This window comes from Salarchaeum japonicum (genome assembly GCF_020614395.1).
Lineage (GTDB): Archaea > Halobacteriota > Halobacteria > Halobacteriales > Halobacteriaceae > Salarchaeum > Salarchaeum japonicum.
Map to the genome: position 1 here is coordinate 2087580 of NZ_CP085324.1, position 15888 is coordinate 2103467.

Sequence of the window (15888 nt, forward strand, 5' to 3'; positions counted from 1 at the left end):
CGACTCCGGACGCCTCGGAGAGACCGACGGAGCAAGAGCTACGCGGTGGAGGGGTGTCGCGAGAAATACCGGGGCCGATTACGCGCCCGCTTCCTCGAAGGCGGCTTCGAGCTTCTCGGCCTGCGTCACGCCGACGAAGCGCTCGACGATGCCGTCGTCGTTCTCCACGACGATGGTCGGGATGGAGCGAACCTGGTACTCGTTCGCCACGTCCTGGGCGTCGTCGACGTCGATCTTCTCGAACTGGACGCGGTCGCCCCACTCCTCTTCGAGCTCTTCGAGAATCGGGTCTTGCGTCTTGCACGGGCCACACCAGTCGGCGTAGAAGTCCTTGAGGGTGACAGTCATCGGTCTACTCGGGTTTGCCCTTCCGCTCGCATAAGGGTTTCTCAGAGCACGGCGCTTGCCGCCACCCATGGAAAGGTTTAGGCGGCCCGAGCGACGAATACGGGGTATGAGCAGTGGTCAGAACTCGGGCGGCCTGATGTCGAGCGCGGGACTCGTCCGGTACTTCGACTCCGAGAGTTCGAACGCGATTCGCGTCGGTCCGAAGTCCGTCGTCGCGTCCGGCGTCGTGTTCGGCATCGCCGTCCTCGTTCTCAGCATGATGTTCTGAGTTCCGGGGCGCATAAACCGCTCCCCCGCGAACCTCCGCGTATGACTCTGACAGCCGGTGTCGTCGCCGTCCAGGGCGACGTCAGCGAACACGGCGACGCGATTCGGCGAGCGGCCGCGAACCACGGCCGGGACGCCGAGGTCGTCGAAATCAGGAAGTCCGGAATCGTCCCGGAGTGCGACGTTCTCTTGCTCCCCGGCGGGGAGTCCACCGCCATCTCGCGACTCCTCGCCCGCCAGGGTATCGACGACGAAATCGAGCGGCACGTCAAGACCGAAAAGCCCGTGCTCGCGACGTGCGCCGGCCTCATCGTGGCGTCCCGGGACGCGCGCGACGAGCGCGTGGAGACGCTCGACCTCGTGGACGCGACCGTGGACAGGAACGCGTTCGGCCGGCAGAAGGACAGCTTCGAAGCACCGCTGGACGTGGCGGGCCTGGACGAGCCGTTCCCGGCGGTGTTCATCCGCGCGCCCCTCATCGCGGAGGTCGGCCGGGACGTGGAGGTGCTCGCGTCCTGGGACGAAAAGCCCGTGGCGATTCGAGACGGTCCGGTCGTCGGCACGTCCTTCCACCCCGAGTTGACGAGCGACAGCCGCATCCACGACCTCGCGTTCTTCGCGGAGGCCGAGGCGTGAGCGACCTCCTAGACGCCTCCGTGGAAGCGGTGAAGGTCGCGGGAAGCCCGGACGGCCCCGTTCCCGTGCTCGTGCTCGCCGTGGACGGCCGTCGGGACGTGCTCCCCGTGTTCATCGCGTTCGAGGAGGCTGAGTCCATCGCGCGCGGCCTCGACGCCGAAGACTTCGGCCGCCCGCTCACCCACGACCTGACGCTCGACCTCGTGGAGGAACTCGGCGGGCGCGTCACCCAGGCCGTCATCCGGGGCGTCGAACAGGGGACGTTCGTCGCGGACATCCACCTCGACACGCCGCGCGCGAACACGGTCGTGGACTGTCGGCCGAGCGACGCCGTCGCGCTCGTCGCCCGCACGGACGCGCCCATCAAGGTCGCGCGCGAGGTGTTCGAGGACGCCCGCGAACCGCTCGCGAACTACGCGGACTTCGACGACATCCGGGAGGTGGCGCGATGAGCGACGACCTCCTCCGCGACCTCTACGCCGTCATCGAAGACCGCAAGGAAACCCTCCCCGAGGACTCCTACACCGCCAGCCTGTTCACGCACGAGAAGGGCGAGAACGCCGCGCTCGAAAAACTCGGCGAGGAAGCCACCGAGTTCGTGCTCGCCGCGAAGGACAGCGACCGCGAGGAACTCGCGCACGAGGGCGCGGACATCGTCTACCACATGCTCGTCGTCCTCGCGCAGAACGACGTGGACATCGAAGAACTGCTGGACGAGCTTCGAGAGCGGCGGGGATAGCCATATCACCGAGCGACGTGCGGCGTTCGCGCGTCGAAAAACGCCTTCTTTTAAGTGTCGAGTGAGTACGTGTGGGTATGATTTTCGAGGACCTTCCGACGACCCCGAAGTCGGAGGAACTCATCGACAAGGCGTTCTCGCGCGCGGCGCGGTCGGGGCGAGCGAAGCACGGGCGGGAGGCCCAGGAGTCGATGCTGCAGACGGCGTCGAACATCCTCTCGGACAACCTGGAGAACGTCGTGACGGCGTGGCCGGACTTCGGCGAGGTCGACCCGTTCTACCGCGAGCTCGCGGACGCGGTGGCGGACGTGGACGAGATTCGGTCGAGTCTCTCCGAGGTCGGGTGGGCGTCCCGGAAGACGAAGGACCTCGGCCGCGAGTACCAGGGGAAGCTCCCGGGCGACGTGGAGGGCGCGCGGAAGCTCCGCAAGCAGGGGTTCGCGCGGATGGGGTCGGTGATGCGCGAAATCGAGGACGACCTCGAATACTTGAACGACGTGCGGAACAAGCTCGCGAAACTCCCCGACATCCGGCCGGACGAGCCGACTATCGTGGTCGCGGGCTACCCGAACGTGGGGAAGTCGTCGTTCGTGAACTCGGTGACGAACGCGCGCAACGAGACCGCCGAGTACCCGTTCACGACGACGGGCGTCCGGGTCGGGCACATCGAGCGCGACCACATCCGCTACCAGCTCGTGGACACGCCGGGCCTGCTCGACCGGCCGCGCGAGGAGCGAAACGACATCGAGAACCAGGCGGTGTCGGCGGTCGCGCACGCCGCCGACGCGGTGCTGTTCTTCCTGGACGCGAGCGAGACCTGTGGGTACGAACTCGACGACCAGTACGCGCTCCTCGACGGGCTTCGCGGGGAGTTCGCGGACGCGCCGTTCGTGGTCGCGTGCAACAAGAGCGACCTCTCGACGGACGCGGACGCGGACTACTTCCTGAGCGTGGAGACGGGCGAGAACGTCGGCGCGGTGCTCGACGCCGCGGTCGAGGCGGTGGATTACGACGCCGACCTGCCGTTCGAGAACTGATTAGCCGCTCGCGCTGTCGATTTCGATGAACCGCACCTGTACGGCCACATCGGTGCCGAGCGCGGCGTCGATTCTGTCGTCGAGGACGTTCGCAAGTCCGGGGTAGGTTTCGCCGGGCGGCGCGCCGACGGTGACGACGACGCGCGTCGGGGACTGCGTGAACACGATGCCCTCGCTGAACTCCACGTCGGCGTCGAGGAAGATGATGTCGGCGTACTCGGGCGCGGTGAGCGCGGTTTCCGCTTCGGCGGAGACCGTCTGCTCGGTGTTCGCGTGCTGGTAGGACGCGAGCGTGACGCCGCCGAGGAAGACGGAGAGCACGATGATGCCGGCGAGGAGCGCGCCGACGCGTTTGAAGGTCGCGGCGCGGGCGTCGGACTGCCGGAACCAGTCCTCGGGGCGATACCCCGACAGCCAGAGCACGCCGAGCGCGGCGAGGTTGATGGAGAGCATGTTCACGAGCACGAGCACGCCCGACCCGAGCGCCATCGACGGGAGGCCGTACGCGATGCCGACGCCGACGGTGGCGGCGGGCGGGATGAGCGCGACGGCGATCATGACGCCGACGAGCGCGGAGGAGACGCCGGTTGTGAGGCTGACCGCGCCAGCGACGCCCGCGCCGAGCGCGACGGCGAGCGAGAGGAAGTCGGGCGCGAGGCGCTCGCGGACCTGGCCGATAGTGGAAGGGTCGAGGCCGGGGGGGATGAGGTTGAGGGTGCGGACGCCGAGCGCGAACACGGCGGCCGCGGCGACGGCGAGGCCGAGGCCGAGCGCTTGCATGCGGACGCCGCGCCGGAACAGGTCGGCGTCGTCCACGACCGTGCCGACGCTCGCGGCCATCGCGGGGCCGATGAGCGGCGCGATGACCATGGAGCCGACGACGGTCGCGGGGGAGTCGAGGAGGAGGCCGGCGGTGGCGATGACGGCGCTCACGACGGTCATGATGGCGTACGTCGGAACCGCGGACGCGAGGTCGCTCGCCTTCGCCTTCAGTTCCTCTCGCGCGATTCGGTCCTCGCTCCCCTCCTCCTCGTACTCGGCTTCGAGCTGGTCGAAGTGCCGGGAGATGACGGTTTCCGCGCTCAACACGACCGTGTAGGCGTCCTCGCCCAATCCGACCTCGCGGAGGGTGGCGAGCACGGGTTCGACGGCGTTCGTCGGCAGGGGGAAGTAGACGACGGCAGTGTACTCGCGGCCGCTGGCTTCCTCCGTGACGACGTAGTCCACGCCCTCGTCGTCGAGCGCGTCGAGCACCGCGTCCCGCTTGCCGGCGGGAATCGTCACCTGGATGAGTCGCACGACGCCACCGACGGCGCGCGGGGAGAAATGGTTTCGGGGTTACGCGACGCTGAACGTCACTGAGACGCTGGCGGTCACCGCGACTGAGCCCTCGCGGATGTCGGTGCTGGCGGTCGAGATGCCCTCGCTGTAGACGTACCCCACGTCGGACGAGGAGACGGTCTGGACGCCCGTGACGCTGAGGTTCGCGGCGGCGGCGAGCGCGTCCGCGTCACCGCGCGCGTCCGAGACGGCGGCGGCGAGCGCCTGCCGGTGGAGTTCCTCGCGGGTGTCCTCGCTGAGCGTGAACTGCACGCCGTTCACGCGGTTCGCGCCGTTCGACAGCGCCACGTCCACGAGGAACCCGGCGTTCTCCACGTCGTCCGAGGTCACGCGGAACGCGTGGACGCCGCGGTAGGTCTCACCCGTCTCGCGGTCGCGGACGGAGAGGTCGTAGCGGGACGTGACGATGTCCTCGCTCGCGACGCCCTGGGATTCGAGCGAACTCGTCAGGTCGGCGGCCGCGGCGTCGAGCTGGTCGCGCACGTCGCTCGCGGAGTCACCGGACGCCTCCACGGCGACGTGGAGAACGACCTGGTCGGGCGTGGCGTAGATGGTTTCCGAGCCGGAGACGTCGATGGTCTTCGATGCCGTGTCGTCGGAGGACGCGGCCTGGACGCCGCCGAGACAGCCGGCGGTCGCGACGAGCAACGCGAGTCCGAGCACGGAGAGCAGTTTCTTCGACATACAGCCGTCGAGAGGACGCCCCGGGGTATCAACCTCGCTATGACTCAAATCGCGGCTTGTGTTACGACGGCAGGCTTACCCGCCGGGACGAAGTACGACGAGTATGTTCGAAACGCGGCCCGACCGCACCGACGAAGTCGCCCTCATCGGGCGGTCGAACGTCGGGAAGTCCACGATTATGCGCGAGCTCACGGGGCACACGTTCACCACGGGCGGGAAGCCCGGCGTCACTCGGGAGCCGAACCACTACGACTGGGCGAGCGAGGACTTCGTCATCACCGACCTCCCTGGGTTCGGGTACATGCAGGGCGTCCCCGAGGAACGCCAGGAGTCCATCAAGACCGACATCGTCCACTACCTCGAAGAGTACGCGGACAACATCCTCGTCGGCGTCATCGTCCTCGACGGGAAGAGCGCCGTCGACATCATCGACCGCCACACCACCGAGGAGAGCATCCCGCACACCGTCGAGATGTACCACCTCCTCCGCGAACTCGGCGTCGACACCGTCATCGCCGTGAACAAGATGGACAAGGTGGACGACCGGGACGACCGCCTCGACGCCATCGCCGACCGCTTCGGTCTCCTCCCGCCCTGGAAGCAGTGGACGGACACCATCGCGCCCATCACCGCGAAGAAAGGCAACATCGGCGCGTTGGAGGACGCCATCAACAGCCACCTCGAAGACCACAAGCGCCACGACCTCAAGAAGTTCTTCTAGCCCACCTTTTTCTTCGTCGGGTTCGCCGAAGGCGAACCACTCCTCGAAAAATCTGGACCAAAAACTCTCGCTCGCTCCGCGAGCGAGTAGGCTGCGAACGCGTTACCGCACTGCTTCAACACCGCACCCGAACCAGTTCCGAACCGCGACCAGGTGAACGTTCAAGTAGGAGAGCGCGGCCAGCGCGCGGTATGTTCTGAGTGGTGGCGCACGGGAGCGGATTCGGTGAGCGGCGACGAATCCCGTGCGCGCGGTGTGTCGCCCGAACGCCCTATGCGACGCGGTTGACGAACTCCTCGTCCGCGTTCGCGTGGAGGACGTTCTGTCGGACGAGGTCGGCGATGTGCTCGTAGTAGTCGCGCTCGGCGGCGGCGGCGTGCGGCGTGACGAGCACGTCCTCGTAGTCCCAGAGCGGCGAGTCCGAGTCGAGGGGTTCGTCCTCGAACACGTCCAGCGCCGCGCCCGCGAGTTCCCCGGCGTCGAGCGCGTCCACGAGCGCGTCCTCCTGTACGACCTCGCCGCGCGCGACGTTCACGAGGTAGGCGTCGTCGCGCATCGCGGCGAACTCGTCGGGCCCGAACAGGCCCTCGGTGTCGTCGGTGAGCGGACACGCGAGCGCGACGAACCGCGCGTCCGCGATGGCGTCGTGGAGGTCTTGCGGGCCGTACACCGCCCGCGTGTGCGGCGTCTTCACGGGCGTGCGGCGGACGCCGGTGACGCGCATCCCGACGCCGTCGGCGCGCCGCGCGATACCCTGGCCGAGCGCGCCGAGTCCGACGACGGTGAGGCGTTCGTCGAACAGCGTGAACGGCTCGTCCCAGTCGGGTCGAGTCCACTCCCGTTCGTGCTGGGCGTCCCGGAACGTGTGGAGGCGGCGCGCGAGCGCGAGCATCTGCCCGACCGCGTACTCGCCGACGGACGCGCCGTGAATCCCGGAGCTGTTCGTGAACGCGACGCCGGCGTCCGCGAAGTCGTCCAGCGGAAAGCGGTCGTAGCCGGCCTGAATCGAGTGCACCCACTCGACGCTGTCGAGGAAGGCGTCGCGGTGGAGGAACGTCACGACCGCGTCCACGCTATCGAGGTCGTCGCCGACGATGGACACGTCGGGGTCGACGGATTCGAGCGCGTCCCGCAGGCGTTCCGGCGGGAAGACGATGGAGACGGAGTCGTGGATACCGAGGTGGTCGATGTTCATGCGAGTAGCTACCGAAGGCGGGCGATTGAACGTTGTGGAACGGGCGACTCGGGAAGAAGTCCTCGTCACAAGGGGCTCGGTGGGGGTAACACCTCGTCACTGTCGCCCACTCGCGGTTGGGCGTCCCCGAGTATAGGCGTTTCACTCCCAGTCCGCGAGCCGTCGGTGTTCCGCGGCGACGCGGTCGATGGCGTCGGCGTCGAGCGCGCCGGTCTCGGTGACGACCGCGTCCACGAGGCCGCGGGGCACGGTCTCGAACAGCGGCGCGGTCACGTCGATGTCCGCGTCGCCGTCGTAGACGAGCGCGTGCTCGCTCTCCTCGGTGGGTTCGACGCGCTCGGGCGCTAGCTTGTCGCGGGCGCAGACGGCGTCAACGGGAATGCCTGCCTGGTCGGCGGCGAGCGCGAGCGGGTACGTGCCGGTCTTGTTCACGAGGCCGCCGTCGGGCTGGACTGCGTCCGCGCCGACGAGCACGCGGTCGGCGGCCGCGAGCAAGCCGGGCGCGGCGGCGTCCGTCGTGAGCGTCACGTCGCACTCACCGGCGAGCGATTCGGCGACCGGGACGCCCTCTCGCTCCGGGCGTGACTCGGCGACGACGACGCGGTCGGGGTCGCCGGTTTCGAGCGCGCGCCGGACGGTGCCCGAGCGCGAGAGCGTGACGACCGTTTCTCCCGCGAGCCGGTCGGCGGCCCGTTCGGCGGCGCGGTCGTCCGCGGCGGCCGCGTCGTCGATGCGTTCCTGAACGGCGTCACCGAAATCGGCGTCGTCGTCAGCGGACGCCATCGCGCGGTTCACGCGGTTCGCGACGACGACCATGTCCCGGGCGGCGCGGAGGTCGCGGGCGACCGCGGCGAGGTCGTCCCGGCCGTCGATGGCGGCGTCGCGGAGGACTTCGAGCGCGCGGAGGGAGAGCCACGCGGAGCCGTGGTCGCGGTCGTCGCGAACCGTTTGGAGCGTCGGGGCGACCCGCCGGTAGGACGTCCAGAGGTCGGGGACGGTGTCGCGGCGGCGTATCTCGACGGGGTTCACCCACTCCCAGTCGGTCGTCTCTTCGTTCGGCGTCACGTCGCGGCGCTCGCAGTCGAAGAGCGCGGGGTGGACTGTCCAGCGGGTGCCGCGGTCGGCGTCCTCGACCGTGAAGGGGTCGCCGCGGCGGACGAGCGTGCAGGCGTCCCGAAGCCCGGTCTCCTCGTCGATTTCCCGCCAGGCCTGTTCGTCCGGTCGTCCTTCGGCGTGGCCGGCGACCATTCCCCACCGGCCGGCGTAGGAGCCGACGGCGTCGCTCCGTCGGAGGAGCAATACGCGGCCGCGGTTGCGGAGGACGCACGTGACGACGTCCACTTCGTCCATACTCGTGTTCGGGACTGCGGGCACATAGGCGGTGAGGCCGGAACGTCCGGTACCGCCGTCTCTTTCACGCGACGGCGAACACTGTGGGTATGGAAGCGTTCGCAGTGCCCGGCCTCCCCGAAATCGAGGCGGGCGACGACCTCGCGGCGCTCGTCGCGAACCGCGTGAGCCTCCGCGAGGACGACGTGGTGTGCGTGGCGAGCACGGTGGTGTCGAAGGCGGAGGGGCGGACGGCCGCCCTCTCGGACTATCCGGCGGGGCCGCGGGCGCGCGAAATCGCGTCCCGGCTGGAGTCGGTGACGGGCGAGGAGAAAGACCCGCGGTTCGCGCAGGCCGTGCTGGAGGAGTCCACGGACGTTCTGATGGACGCGCCGTTCCTCCTCACCGAGACGCGGTTCGGGCACGTCGGCGTGAACGCGGGCATCGACCGGTCGAACACGGGCGGCGACGACCTCCTCCTCTTGCCGAAACAGCCGTCGGAGAGCGCGGAGCGCATCCGCGATGGGTTGCCGGTGGACTGTCCGGTGTTGGTGACGGACACGTCGGGCCGGCCGTTCCGGCACGGCCAGCGCGGCGTCACCCTCGGCTGGGCGGGGATGCCGGCGTCCCGGGACTGGCGGGGCGAGGAGGACAGGGACGGCCACGAGCTCGAAGTGACGGTCGAGAGCGTGGTGGACGAACTCGCGGCGGCGGCGAACCTCGTCTCCGGCGAGGGGAGCGGGGGGACGCCCGTGGTGGTGGTGCGGGGGTTCGAGTTCGGCGACCACGACGGCTCCCAGGAGCTCTACCGCGAGGTGTCGGGCGATTTCGTGCGGCAGGCGCTCCGGGGGTGGTCGTATGAAGGGCGTTGAGCTCACGCCGGAGGTTCCGGTTCGGGAGGTCGCGTCGTTGGCGTCGCTGGCGGAGGACGAGGGGTTCGACACGGTGTTCGCGTCCTCGCACTACAACAACCGCGACCCGTTCCAGGCGCTCGCGCTCGCGGCGGACGCGACCGAGGCGGTTCGTCTGGGGCCGGGCGTCGCGAACCCGTACGAGACGCATCCGGTGACGCTGGCGTCGAAGGCGGCGACGCTGGACGAACTGAGCGGCGGGCGCGCGGTGTTCGGCGTCGGCGCGGGCGACGCCTCGACGCTGCGGAACCTCGGCGTGGAGCGCGACCGACCCTTGCGCCGCGTGCTGGAGTCGTTCAAGGTCGCCCAACAGTTGTGGGACGGCGAGCGCGTCGAGCACGACGGGACGTTCGTCGCGCGGGACGCGGGCCTGAACTACGAGCCGGGCCGGATTCCGGTGTACGTGGGCGCGCAGGGCCCGCACATGCTCCGGATGGCGGCGAAGCACGCGGACGGCGCGCTGGTGAACGCGAGCCATCCCGACGACTTCGCGTGGGCGCGCGACCGGCTCGACGAGGGCCTGGACGAGCGGCCGGCCGAGCGGGGGGCGTTCGAGGCCGTGGCGTTCGCGTCGGTGAGCGTCGCGGTGGACGGCGAGGCGGCGCGGGCGGCGGCGCGGCCGCCGGTCGCGTTCATCGCCGCGGGCGCGGCCCCGCCCGTGCTCAACCGGCACGGCGTGAGCCGCGACCGGGCGGCGCGCGTCGGCGAGCACATCGAGGCGGGCGAGTTCGACGCGGCGTTCGACGCGGTGTCCGAGACGATGCTGGACGCGTTCTGCGTCGCCGGCACGCCCGACGAGGTCGGCGCGCGCCTGGACGAAATCCGGGCGTACGTGGACGGCGTGGTCGCGGGGTCGCCGCTCGGCCCGAACCGGGAGGTCGCCATCGAACTGCTCGCGGACGCGTAGCGGCGGGCGTCGGGACGACCAACAGACATAGGTTCCGGTAGCCCCTCCGTGGGGACGATAGGCACGCTCCTTGCTCACATGACTGACTCCCTCGAACCCCCGTACGCGACGCCGGACGCAGCACCGCTGTCAGCCGCGGACGCGAGCGACCTCGCGCGTTCGCTGGTCGAGAACGTCGAAACCGTCATCGTCGGCAACCGGAGCGCCATCGAGCACATCGTCACCGCCGTGCTCGCGGGCGGCCACCTCCTCCTCGAAGACGTGCCCGGGGTCGGGAAGACGATGCTCGCGCGCGCCGTCGCGCGCTCCGTGGACGGCGACTTCTCCCGCGTGCAGTTCACGCCCGACCTCCTCCCCGCGGACGTGACCGGGTCGCACGTGTTCAACGAGAAGACCCGCGAGTTCGACTTCCAGCCCGGCCCCATCTTCGGGAACGTCGTGCTCGGCGACGAAATCAACCGCGCACCCCCGAAGACGCAGGCCGCGCTCCTCGAAGCGATGGAGGAGGGCCAGGTGACGGTGGACGGGACGACGCACCCGCTCCCCGACCCGTTTACCGTGATTGCGACCCAGAACGCGGTGGAGCGCGACCGAACGTACGAACTCCCGGTCGCGGAGGTCGACCGGTTCACGAAGAAACTCCACCTCGGCTATCCGAGTCCGGACGAGGAGGTCGCGGTCATCGAGCGCGCGGTCGGCGACCACCCCATCGATTCCGTGGACGCGGTGGCGTCCGTCGCTGACTTGCGGCGGGCGCGCGCAACCGCGGCGTCGGTGACGGTTGCGGAGCCGGTGCGGGAGTACGTGACGCGGCTCTCGGGGTACACGCGCGAGCACGCGAGCCTCGGCGTCAGCCCCCGCGGTTCCATCGCGCTGGTGCGGGCGGCGCAGGGCCGCGCGACCCTGGACGGCCGGGAGTACGTGACGCCGGACGACGTGAAGGCGGAAGCGCCGTCGGTGCTCGCGCACCGCATCCGCGCCGACCCGGGCGGCGCGGTCGGCGGCGAGGCGGGGGAGCGAATCGTCGAACAAGCGCTGTCGCGCGTCGACCCGGAAGCATGAGCGTTCGGCCGACGCGACGGGGATGGGGCGTCCTCGCGGTCGCGCTCGCGGGGTTCGCGCTCGGCTGGCTGTTCGGCGGGCGGAGCCTGAACGTCGTCGTGATGCCCGCGGCCGCGGCCTTCGTTCTGACGGGCGTGTACGTCGCGCGCTACGACCGGCCGTCGGTGACGCGCACCGTCCCCGAGCACGCCCACCAGGGCGAGACGCGGACGGTGGACGTCGCGGTGGACGCGCGCCACGAGTACCCCGTGACGGTTCGGGAGACGCTCGGCGAGGGCCTGCTCGGGAACGGTCTGCTGGAGACGGTGGCAGACGGCCGCGAAGTGTCGTTCGAGGTGGAACTCGCCGACCGGGGCGAGCACGGCGTCGGGCCGACGGAACTCGTCGCCATCGACCCGTTCGGCCTCTGGACGCGGACGTTCCGGTACTCGCAGGTCGACCGCGTGACGGTGTTCCCGCGCGTCCACGACCTCACGGACACCGCCGGCCTCCTCACGGGCTACATCGGCGTGACGGACGAGCGCGGGCAGTTCGAGGGCCTCCGGGAGTACCAGCGCGGCGACCCGCTGCGGGACGTGAACTGGCGGGCGAGCGCGAAACGCCCGGGCGACCTCGTGGTGACGACGTTCGCGGGCGAGGGCGCGACGAACCGCGTCGTCGTCGCGGCGGACGCCGGCGGCGGGCGCGCGGACGCGGTGGCGGAGGCGGCGGCGAGCGTCGTCGCGCACCTCCTCGACGCCGGTATCTCCGTCGGCGTCGTCACGGCCGCCGGGTCGGTGTCGCCCGCGACCGGGGACGCCCACCGCCGGGTCGTCTTCGGCCATCTCGCCGCGCTCGGCGACGGTCGCCTCCCACGGGGAGCCGACGAGGACGCCGACATCGTGGTTCGGTCGGCCGCACAGCGCGTGGAAATCAGCGCGGGCGACCGTGCGCGCCGGTACCGGGACGTGGTGGGCGCGCGGAGGGCAGAGGCGTGAGCGACCGGTTCCCGGTGCGGCCGTGGCGGCTCGCCGCGCTCGCGTCCGTCGGCCTGGTGTCGGCGTCGTTCCTCTCCGTGCTCTACCACGTCGTGGACGTGGTCGGCGGTGTCTCTGTGTTCGGCCCGCTCGTCGTCGCCTCGTTCGCACTCGCGGTGGTGTTCCGCGCGCTCCCCGAGCGGTTCGCGGGCGCGCTCGCCGCCGTCCTGCTCGCGGGCGGCCTCGCCGTCTACGTCGTCGTGATGCCGGACGTGTACGCCGCCGCGCTCTCCGTAGACCGCGTGCTCTCGGACACGGTCGCGCTCCTCACCGGGTTCTCCGTGCTCCGGATGGCCGAGGCGGGCGCGTGGGCGCTCGCCGTCACGCCCGGCCCCGTCTTCCTGACGTGGTACTTCGCGCTCCGCGAGAACTACGCCGCGAGCGCCGCGGTCGGCGGGCTGACGCTCGGGTTCTTCGTGCTCACGGGCGACAGCGGCGCGGTCGGGACGATGGTCGGCGTGCTCGGCGCGTTCGGCGCGCTCGGGTTCGGCACGCTCGACGTCCACCACGCCCGCCGCCGGCAGGTCGAGATCGTCGGCGCGGTGCTCGCGGTGGCGGTGCTCGCGTCCGCGACGGTGAGCGCCGTGCCGAGCACGGGCAACCCGCTCGTCCCGCAGTCCGCGACCGCGCCCGAGGGGTCGCTCGCCGTCGCCGGCGACCGCGTCGGCGTCGGCGGCAGCATCACGCTCTCCCCGAAAGTCCAGTTCGTCGTGGAGTCCGAGCAAGCGGAGTACTGGCGCGCGGGCGTCTACGACCGGTTCACCGGCCAGGGGTGGGTGCGCGCCACCGGCCCCGACGACGCCGGCGTGCTCGACGACCCGCCCGGGCGAACCGAGCGCGTCACGCAGGAGGTGACGGCGCGCCAGCCGCTCGGCGTGATGCCCGCCGCCGCGACCCCGGTTCGGGTGTCGGGCGCGGACTACTCGGTGAGCGCGTTCGGGAACCCGCGGCCCGACGGCGCGCTCGACAACGGCGACTCCTACACGGTCGAGAGCGCCGTCCTGAACCCGACGACGACCGAACTCCGGACGGCGGGGACGGACTACCCGAGCGACGTGCGCGACCGCTACCTCCAGGTGCCGGAGAGCACGAGCGACGCGGTGCGGTCGCTGACCGCGAACGTCACCGCGGGCGCGGAGACGCCGTACGCGACGGCGCGCGCGGTCGAGTCCTGGCTCGAATCGAACAAGGAGTACTCGCTGTCCGTGCCGACGCCGGACGGCAACCTCGTGAACCAGTTCATCCTCGAACAGAACGCGGGCTACTGCGTCTACTACGCGTCCGCGATGACCGTGATGCTGCGCACGCAGGGCGTACCCGCGCGGTACGTCGTCGGGTACACGCCCGGCCAGCGCGTCAGCGAGGACACCTGGGTCGTGCGCGGCGTCGATTCGCACGCCTGGGTCGAGGTCTACTTCCCGGACGTGGGCTGGGTGCGCTTCGACCCGACGCCCGGGAACCCCCGCGAGACCCAGGAGACGCAGACCGTCGAGGACGCCCGTGAGGAGGGCGTCGAGGGCGTCGACACCGAGGGGAGCGAGGACGGCACGTACACCACGACGACCACGACGACCACGACCGCGTCCGGGAACACGACGACCGGGAACACGTCCACGCAGATGCCCGGTATCGGCCCCGACCGCGGGATTCGCACCGTCGCCGACCCCGGCGGCGGGAACGTCACCGACCCGGCCGCAGACGGGAGCGGGGGAAGTGGCGGCGGTGGCGTGCTTCCGGACGTGCCGCCCGGAACCGCGGCCGTGTGGACGGTTCTCGTCGGCGGCCTGCTCGCCGCCGCGCACCGCTCCGGCCTCGCGGCGCGCGCGTACCGGTTCGTCTGGGTTCGCACCACGCCCCGCGGGAGTCCCGAGGAGCGCGTCACCGGCGCGTTCGAGCGCGCGCTCTACCTCGTCGAGCGCACCAACCGCCCGCGGAAACGCGGCGAAACCGTGAGCGAGTACCTCGACGCCGTGCGCGCCGACCGCCGCGCCCGCGAACTCGCCACGCTCCGCGAGCGCGCGACCTACGGCGGCACCGTCACCGACGAGGACGCGGAGCGCGCGACCGCGCTCGCCGCCGCCCTCGTCGCGGAAACCGACCGCCGGACGCGCCCGGCGACACTGTTTAATAGGACGATTTCCTACTTCAAACCGTAATGTCGGAAGTCTGCTCGACGTGTGGATTGCCCCAGGAACTATGCGTCTGTGAGGACGTCGCCAAAGAGTCCCAACAGGTGTCAATCCGCATCGACGAGCGCCGCTACGGAAAAGAAGTCACCGTCATCGAAGGACTCGACCCGAAAGACGTCGACCTCGATAGCCTCTCCTCGGACCTCAAATCCAAATTCGCGTGCGGAGGCACGGTCGAAGACGGTGAAATCGAACTCCAGGGCAATCACTCCGGTCGCGTCGAGGACTTCCTCCGCGACAAGGGCTTCAACGTCGCCTAACGACCTTTTGCTCTGCGTGCGCCCTTCGGGCGCACTCGGCAAAAGCTCGGGCAAAAGCACTCCTCCTTCGGTTCGTTCCGTCCCTCAGTCGTCGGCCTCGCGCCGGAGGCGCGAGTGAACCGCTTCGCTCAGGCGCTTCGAGCCGTTCGTTCGCGGAAAAGCAGGGTGTGTCTCAGTCGGGAGCGGTACGCGCTCGTTCCGTTCCGTTCCGTTGCGTACAGTCTCGTAATCGGGCAAAACCGCATCGAACAGGAGTGACAGGGTTAGAACGGGCTTTGCGGGCCTTCGTCGGCGTCGGGTTCCTCGGTGTTCGAGTCGAGCGGGCCGTCCCAGGCGTCGAGGCCGCCGGCGAGGCTCTCGACGGGCGTGTCGTCGCCGATGCCTTCGTAGGATTTGATGAGGCTGGCGGCCTGCACGCTGGATTTGCCGTGCGGGCAGACGGTGACGACGTGGTTCGCGCCGGCGAGCGCGTCCACGCGCTGGGGGAGCTGATTGAAGGGGATGTTCTCGCTGCCGGGGATGTGGCCGTGGTCGAACGCGAGGCTGTTCCGGATGTCCACGACCCGTACGTCGTCGAGCCGAGACTGGAGTTCGTCGGGCTCGATTTCGCCGTCCATACGAATCGAGTGGGTCGTGTCGCGGTTAAGCGTCGCGGTCGCGGCCGTCAGAGGTAGCCGTCCGCGGCGGCGAGGAGGAGACCTTCGAGGGTCGCGTCGTTCGCGGGCTGTTCGGCGCGGGCGCGGGCGAGCGCGTCCTCTCGGGGGACGCGTTCGACTTCGATGAACTCGTTATTGTCGAGTTCGCGGCCCTCCATGGACTCGGAGAGGCCCTCCGCGACGACGATGCCGCGGTTGTGGCGGAGGACGCCGGTGGCGACCGCGAACTCCTGAAGAAGGGTGACCGTGTCCGCGTCGTAGCCGGTTTCCTCGCGGAGTTCGCGGCGCGCGGCGGCCTCGTAGGACTCGTCCTCCACGATGCCGGCGACGAGTTCGAGGCAGTGCGCGTCGATGACGGGCCGGTACTGGGAGACCATCACCACGTCGTCGCCGTCGAGCGCGACCACGACGACGGCGTCGGGGAGCGACGCCCAGTAGTAGTTCTTCTCGCTCCCGTCCGGCTGTTCGAGGCGGTCGTACCCGCCCGTGTACCACGGCGTCTCGTACTCCGTGACCGACTCGCGGAGCGTCCAGTCGTCCATACCGGGTGTTCACCTCGGAGACCATGAACACACTTATTCGGGCCGCGA

19 protein-coding genes are annotated in these 15888 nt (G+C 70.2%); 12 read left to right on the forward strand and 7 right to left on the reverse strand.

The genetic code is table 11. The features are described 5' to 3' along the window. Positions 1–78: 78 nt before the first annotated feature. Positions 79–348 (reverse strand): thioredoxin, encoded by a 270-nt coding sequence (gene trxA / locus LI334_RS11705; protein WP_227261006.1) that lies wholly within the window; start codon positions 346–348, stop codon positions 79–81. Positions 349–454: 106 nt separating this feature from the next. Here trxA and LI334_RS11710 point away from each other — a divergent pair, with 106 nt between their 5' ends. The 5 genes from LI334_RS11710 (at position 455) to LI334_RS11730 (ending at position 3027) form a co-directional block, all read left to right on the forward strand. After that, on the forward strand, positions 455–616 hold the full coding sequence (locus tag LI334_RS11710) for a preprotein translocase subunit Sec61beta (RefSeq protein ID WP_227261007.1): 162 nt from the start codon (positions 455–457) through the stop codon (positions 614–616). 41 nt (positions 617–657) lie between these two features. After that, positions 658–1251 (forward strand): pyridoxal 5'-phosphate synthase glutaminase subunit PdxT, encoded by a 594-nt coding sequence (pdxT, locus tag LI334_RS11715; RefSeq protein WP_227261008.1) that lies wholly within the window; start codon positions 658–660, stop codon positions 1249–1251. Next, positions 1248–1703: a bifunctional nuclease family protein gene (locus LI334_RS11720; protein ID WP_227261009.1), complete on the forward strand. Its 456-nt coding sequence runs from the start codon at positions 1248–1250 to the stop codon at positions 1701–1703. The genes pdxT and LI334_RS11720 overlap by 4 nt, the downstream gene beginning before the upstream one ends. Then, entirely contained in the window at positions 1700–1990 is a 291-nt protein-coding gene (gene hisE / locus LI334_RS11725) for a phosphoribosyl-ATP diphosphatase (protein WP_227261010.1), read from the forward strand. Before LI334_RS11720 ends, hisE begins: the two co-directional genes overlap by 4 nt. A gap of 77 nt (positions 1991–2067) precedes the next feature. Next, positions 2068–3027, forward strand: a complete 960-nt coding sequence (locus LI334_RS11730) for an NOG1 family protein (protein WP_227261011.1) — start codon at positions 2068–2070, stop codon at positions 3025–3027. Here LI334_RS11730 and LI334_RS11735 read toward each other — a convergent pair whose 3' ends face one another. Beyond that, positions 3028–4326: a TIGR00341 family protein gene (locus LI334_RS11735; protein WP_227261012.1), complete on the reverse strand. Its 1299-nt coding sequence runs from the start codon at positions 4324–4326 to the stop codon at positions 3028–3030. A gap of 39 nt (positions 4327–4365) precedes the next feature. Next, positions 4366–5052 carry an SIMPL domain-containing protein gene (locus LI334_RS11740; RefSeq protein WP_227261013.1) on the reverse strand — a complete coding sequence of 229 codons (687 nt, stop codon included), beginning with the start codon at positions 5050–5052 and terminating at the stop codon, positions 4366–4368. 103 nt (positions 5053–5155) lie between these two features. Here LI334_RS11740 and engB point away from each other — a divergent pair, with 103 nt between their 5' ends. After that, the gene (engB, locus tag LI334_RS11745) at positions 5156–5773 is read left to right on the forward strand and encodes a GTP-binding protein EngB (RefSeq protein WP_227261014.1); all 618 of its coding nucleotides are present in this window, start codon (positions 5156–5158) and stop codon (positions 5771–5773) included. A gap of 271 nt (positions 5774–6044) precedes the next feature. Here the strand turns inward: engB and ddh are convergent, their stop codons facing one another. Then, positions 6045–6968, reverse strand: a complete 924-nt coding sequence (gene ddh / locus LI334_RS11750) for a D-2-hydroxyacid dehydrogenase (RefSeq protein ID WP_227261015.1) — start codon at positions 6966–6968, stop codon at positions 6045–6047. 141 nt (positions 6969–7109) lie between these two features. Next, positions 7110–8318, reverse strand: coding sequence for an NUDIX domain-containing protein (locus LI334_RS11755; RefSeq protein ID WP_227261016.1), 1209 nt, complete (start codon positions 8316–8318; stop codon positions 7110–7112). Positions 8319–8407: 89 nt separating this feature from the next. On the opposite strand from LI334_RS11755, the gene LI334_RS11760 reads away from it, so the two are divergent. From LI334_RS11760 to yciH, 6 genes are all read left to right on the forward strand, one after another. Then, on the forward strand, positions 8408–9169 hold the full coding sequence (locus LI334_RS11760) for a coenzyme F420-0:L-glutamate ligase (RefSeq protein ID WP_227261017.1): 762 nt from the start codon (positions 8408–8410) through the stop codon (positions 9167–9169). After that, positions 9156–10115, forward strand: a complete 960-nt coding sequence (locus LI334_RS11765) for a 5,10-methylenetetrahydromethanopterin reductase (RefSeq protein ID WP_227261018.1) — start codon at positions 9156–9158, stop codon at positions 10113–10115. Before LI334_RS11760 ends, LI334_RS11765 begins: the two co-directional genes overlap by 14 nt. A 78-nt stretch (positions 10116–10193) precedes the next feature. Next, on the forward strand, positions 10194–11177 hold the full coding sequence (locus LI334_RS11770) for an AAA family ATPase (RefSeq protein ID WP_227261019.1): 984 nt from the start codon (positions 10194–10196) through the stop codon (positions 11175–11177). Then, positions 11174–12154: a DUF58 domain-containing protein gene (locus LI334_RS11775; protein ID WP_227261020.1), complete on the forward strand. Its 981-nt coding sequence runs from the start codon at positions 11174–11176 to the stop codon at positions 12152–12154. Before LI334_RS11770 ends, LI334_RS11775 begins: the two co-directional genes overlap by 4 nt. Next, positions 12151–14349 carry a transglutaminase family protein gene (locus LI334_RS11780; RefSeq protein ID WP_227261021.1) on the forward strand — a complete coding sequence of 733 codons (2199 nt, stop codon included), beginning with the start codon at positions 12151–12153 and terminating at the stop codon, positions 14347–14349. The genes LI334_RS11775 and LI334_RS11780 overlap by 4 nt, the downstream gene beginning before the upstream one ends. Beyond that, on the forward strand, positions 14349–14642 hold the full coding sequence (gene yciH / locus LI334_RS11785) for a stress response translation initiation inhibitor YciH (protein WP_145844410.1): 294 nt from the start codon (positions 14349–14351) through the stop codon (positions 14640–14642). The genes LI334_RS11780 and yciH overlap by 1 nt, the downstream gene beginning before the upstream one ends. Before the next feature lie 263 nt (positions 14643–14905). On the opposite strand, the gene LI334_RS11790 is transcribed toward yciH, so the two are convergent. Continuing rightward, a complete protein-coding gene (locus LI334_RS11790; RefSeq protein WP_227261022.1) occupies positions 14906–15259 on the reverse strand; it encodes a rhodanese-like domain-containing protein in 354 nt (117 codons plus the stop codon). 47 nt (positions 15260–15306) lie between these two features. Beyond that, entirely contained in the window at positions 15307–15840 is a 534-nt protein-coding gene (locus LI334_RS11795) for an NUDIX hydrolase (RefSeq protein WP_227261023.1), read from the reverse strand. Between the last annotated feature and the right edge of the window lie 48 nt (positions 15841–15888).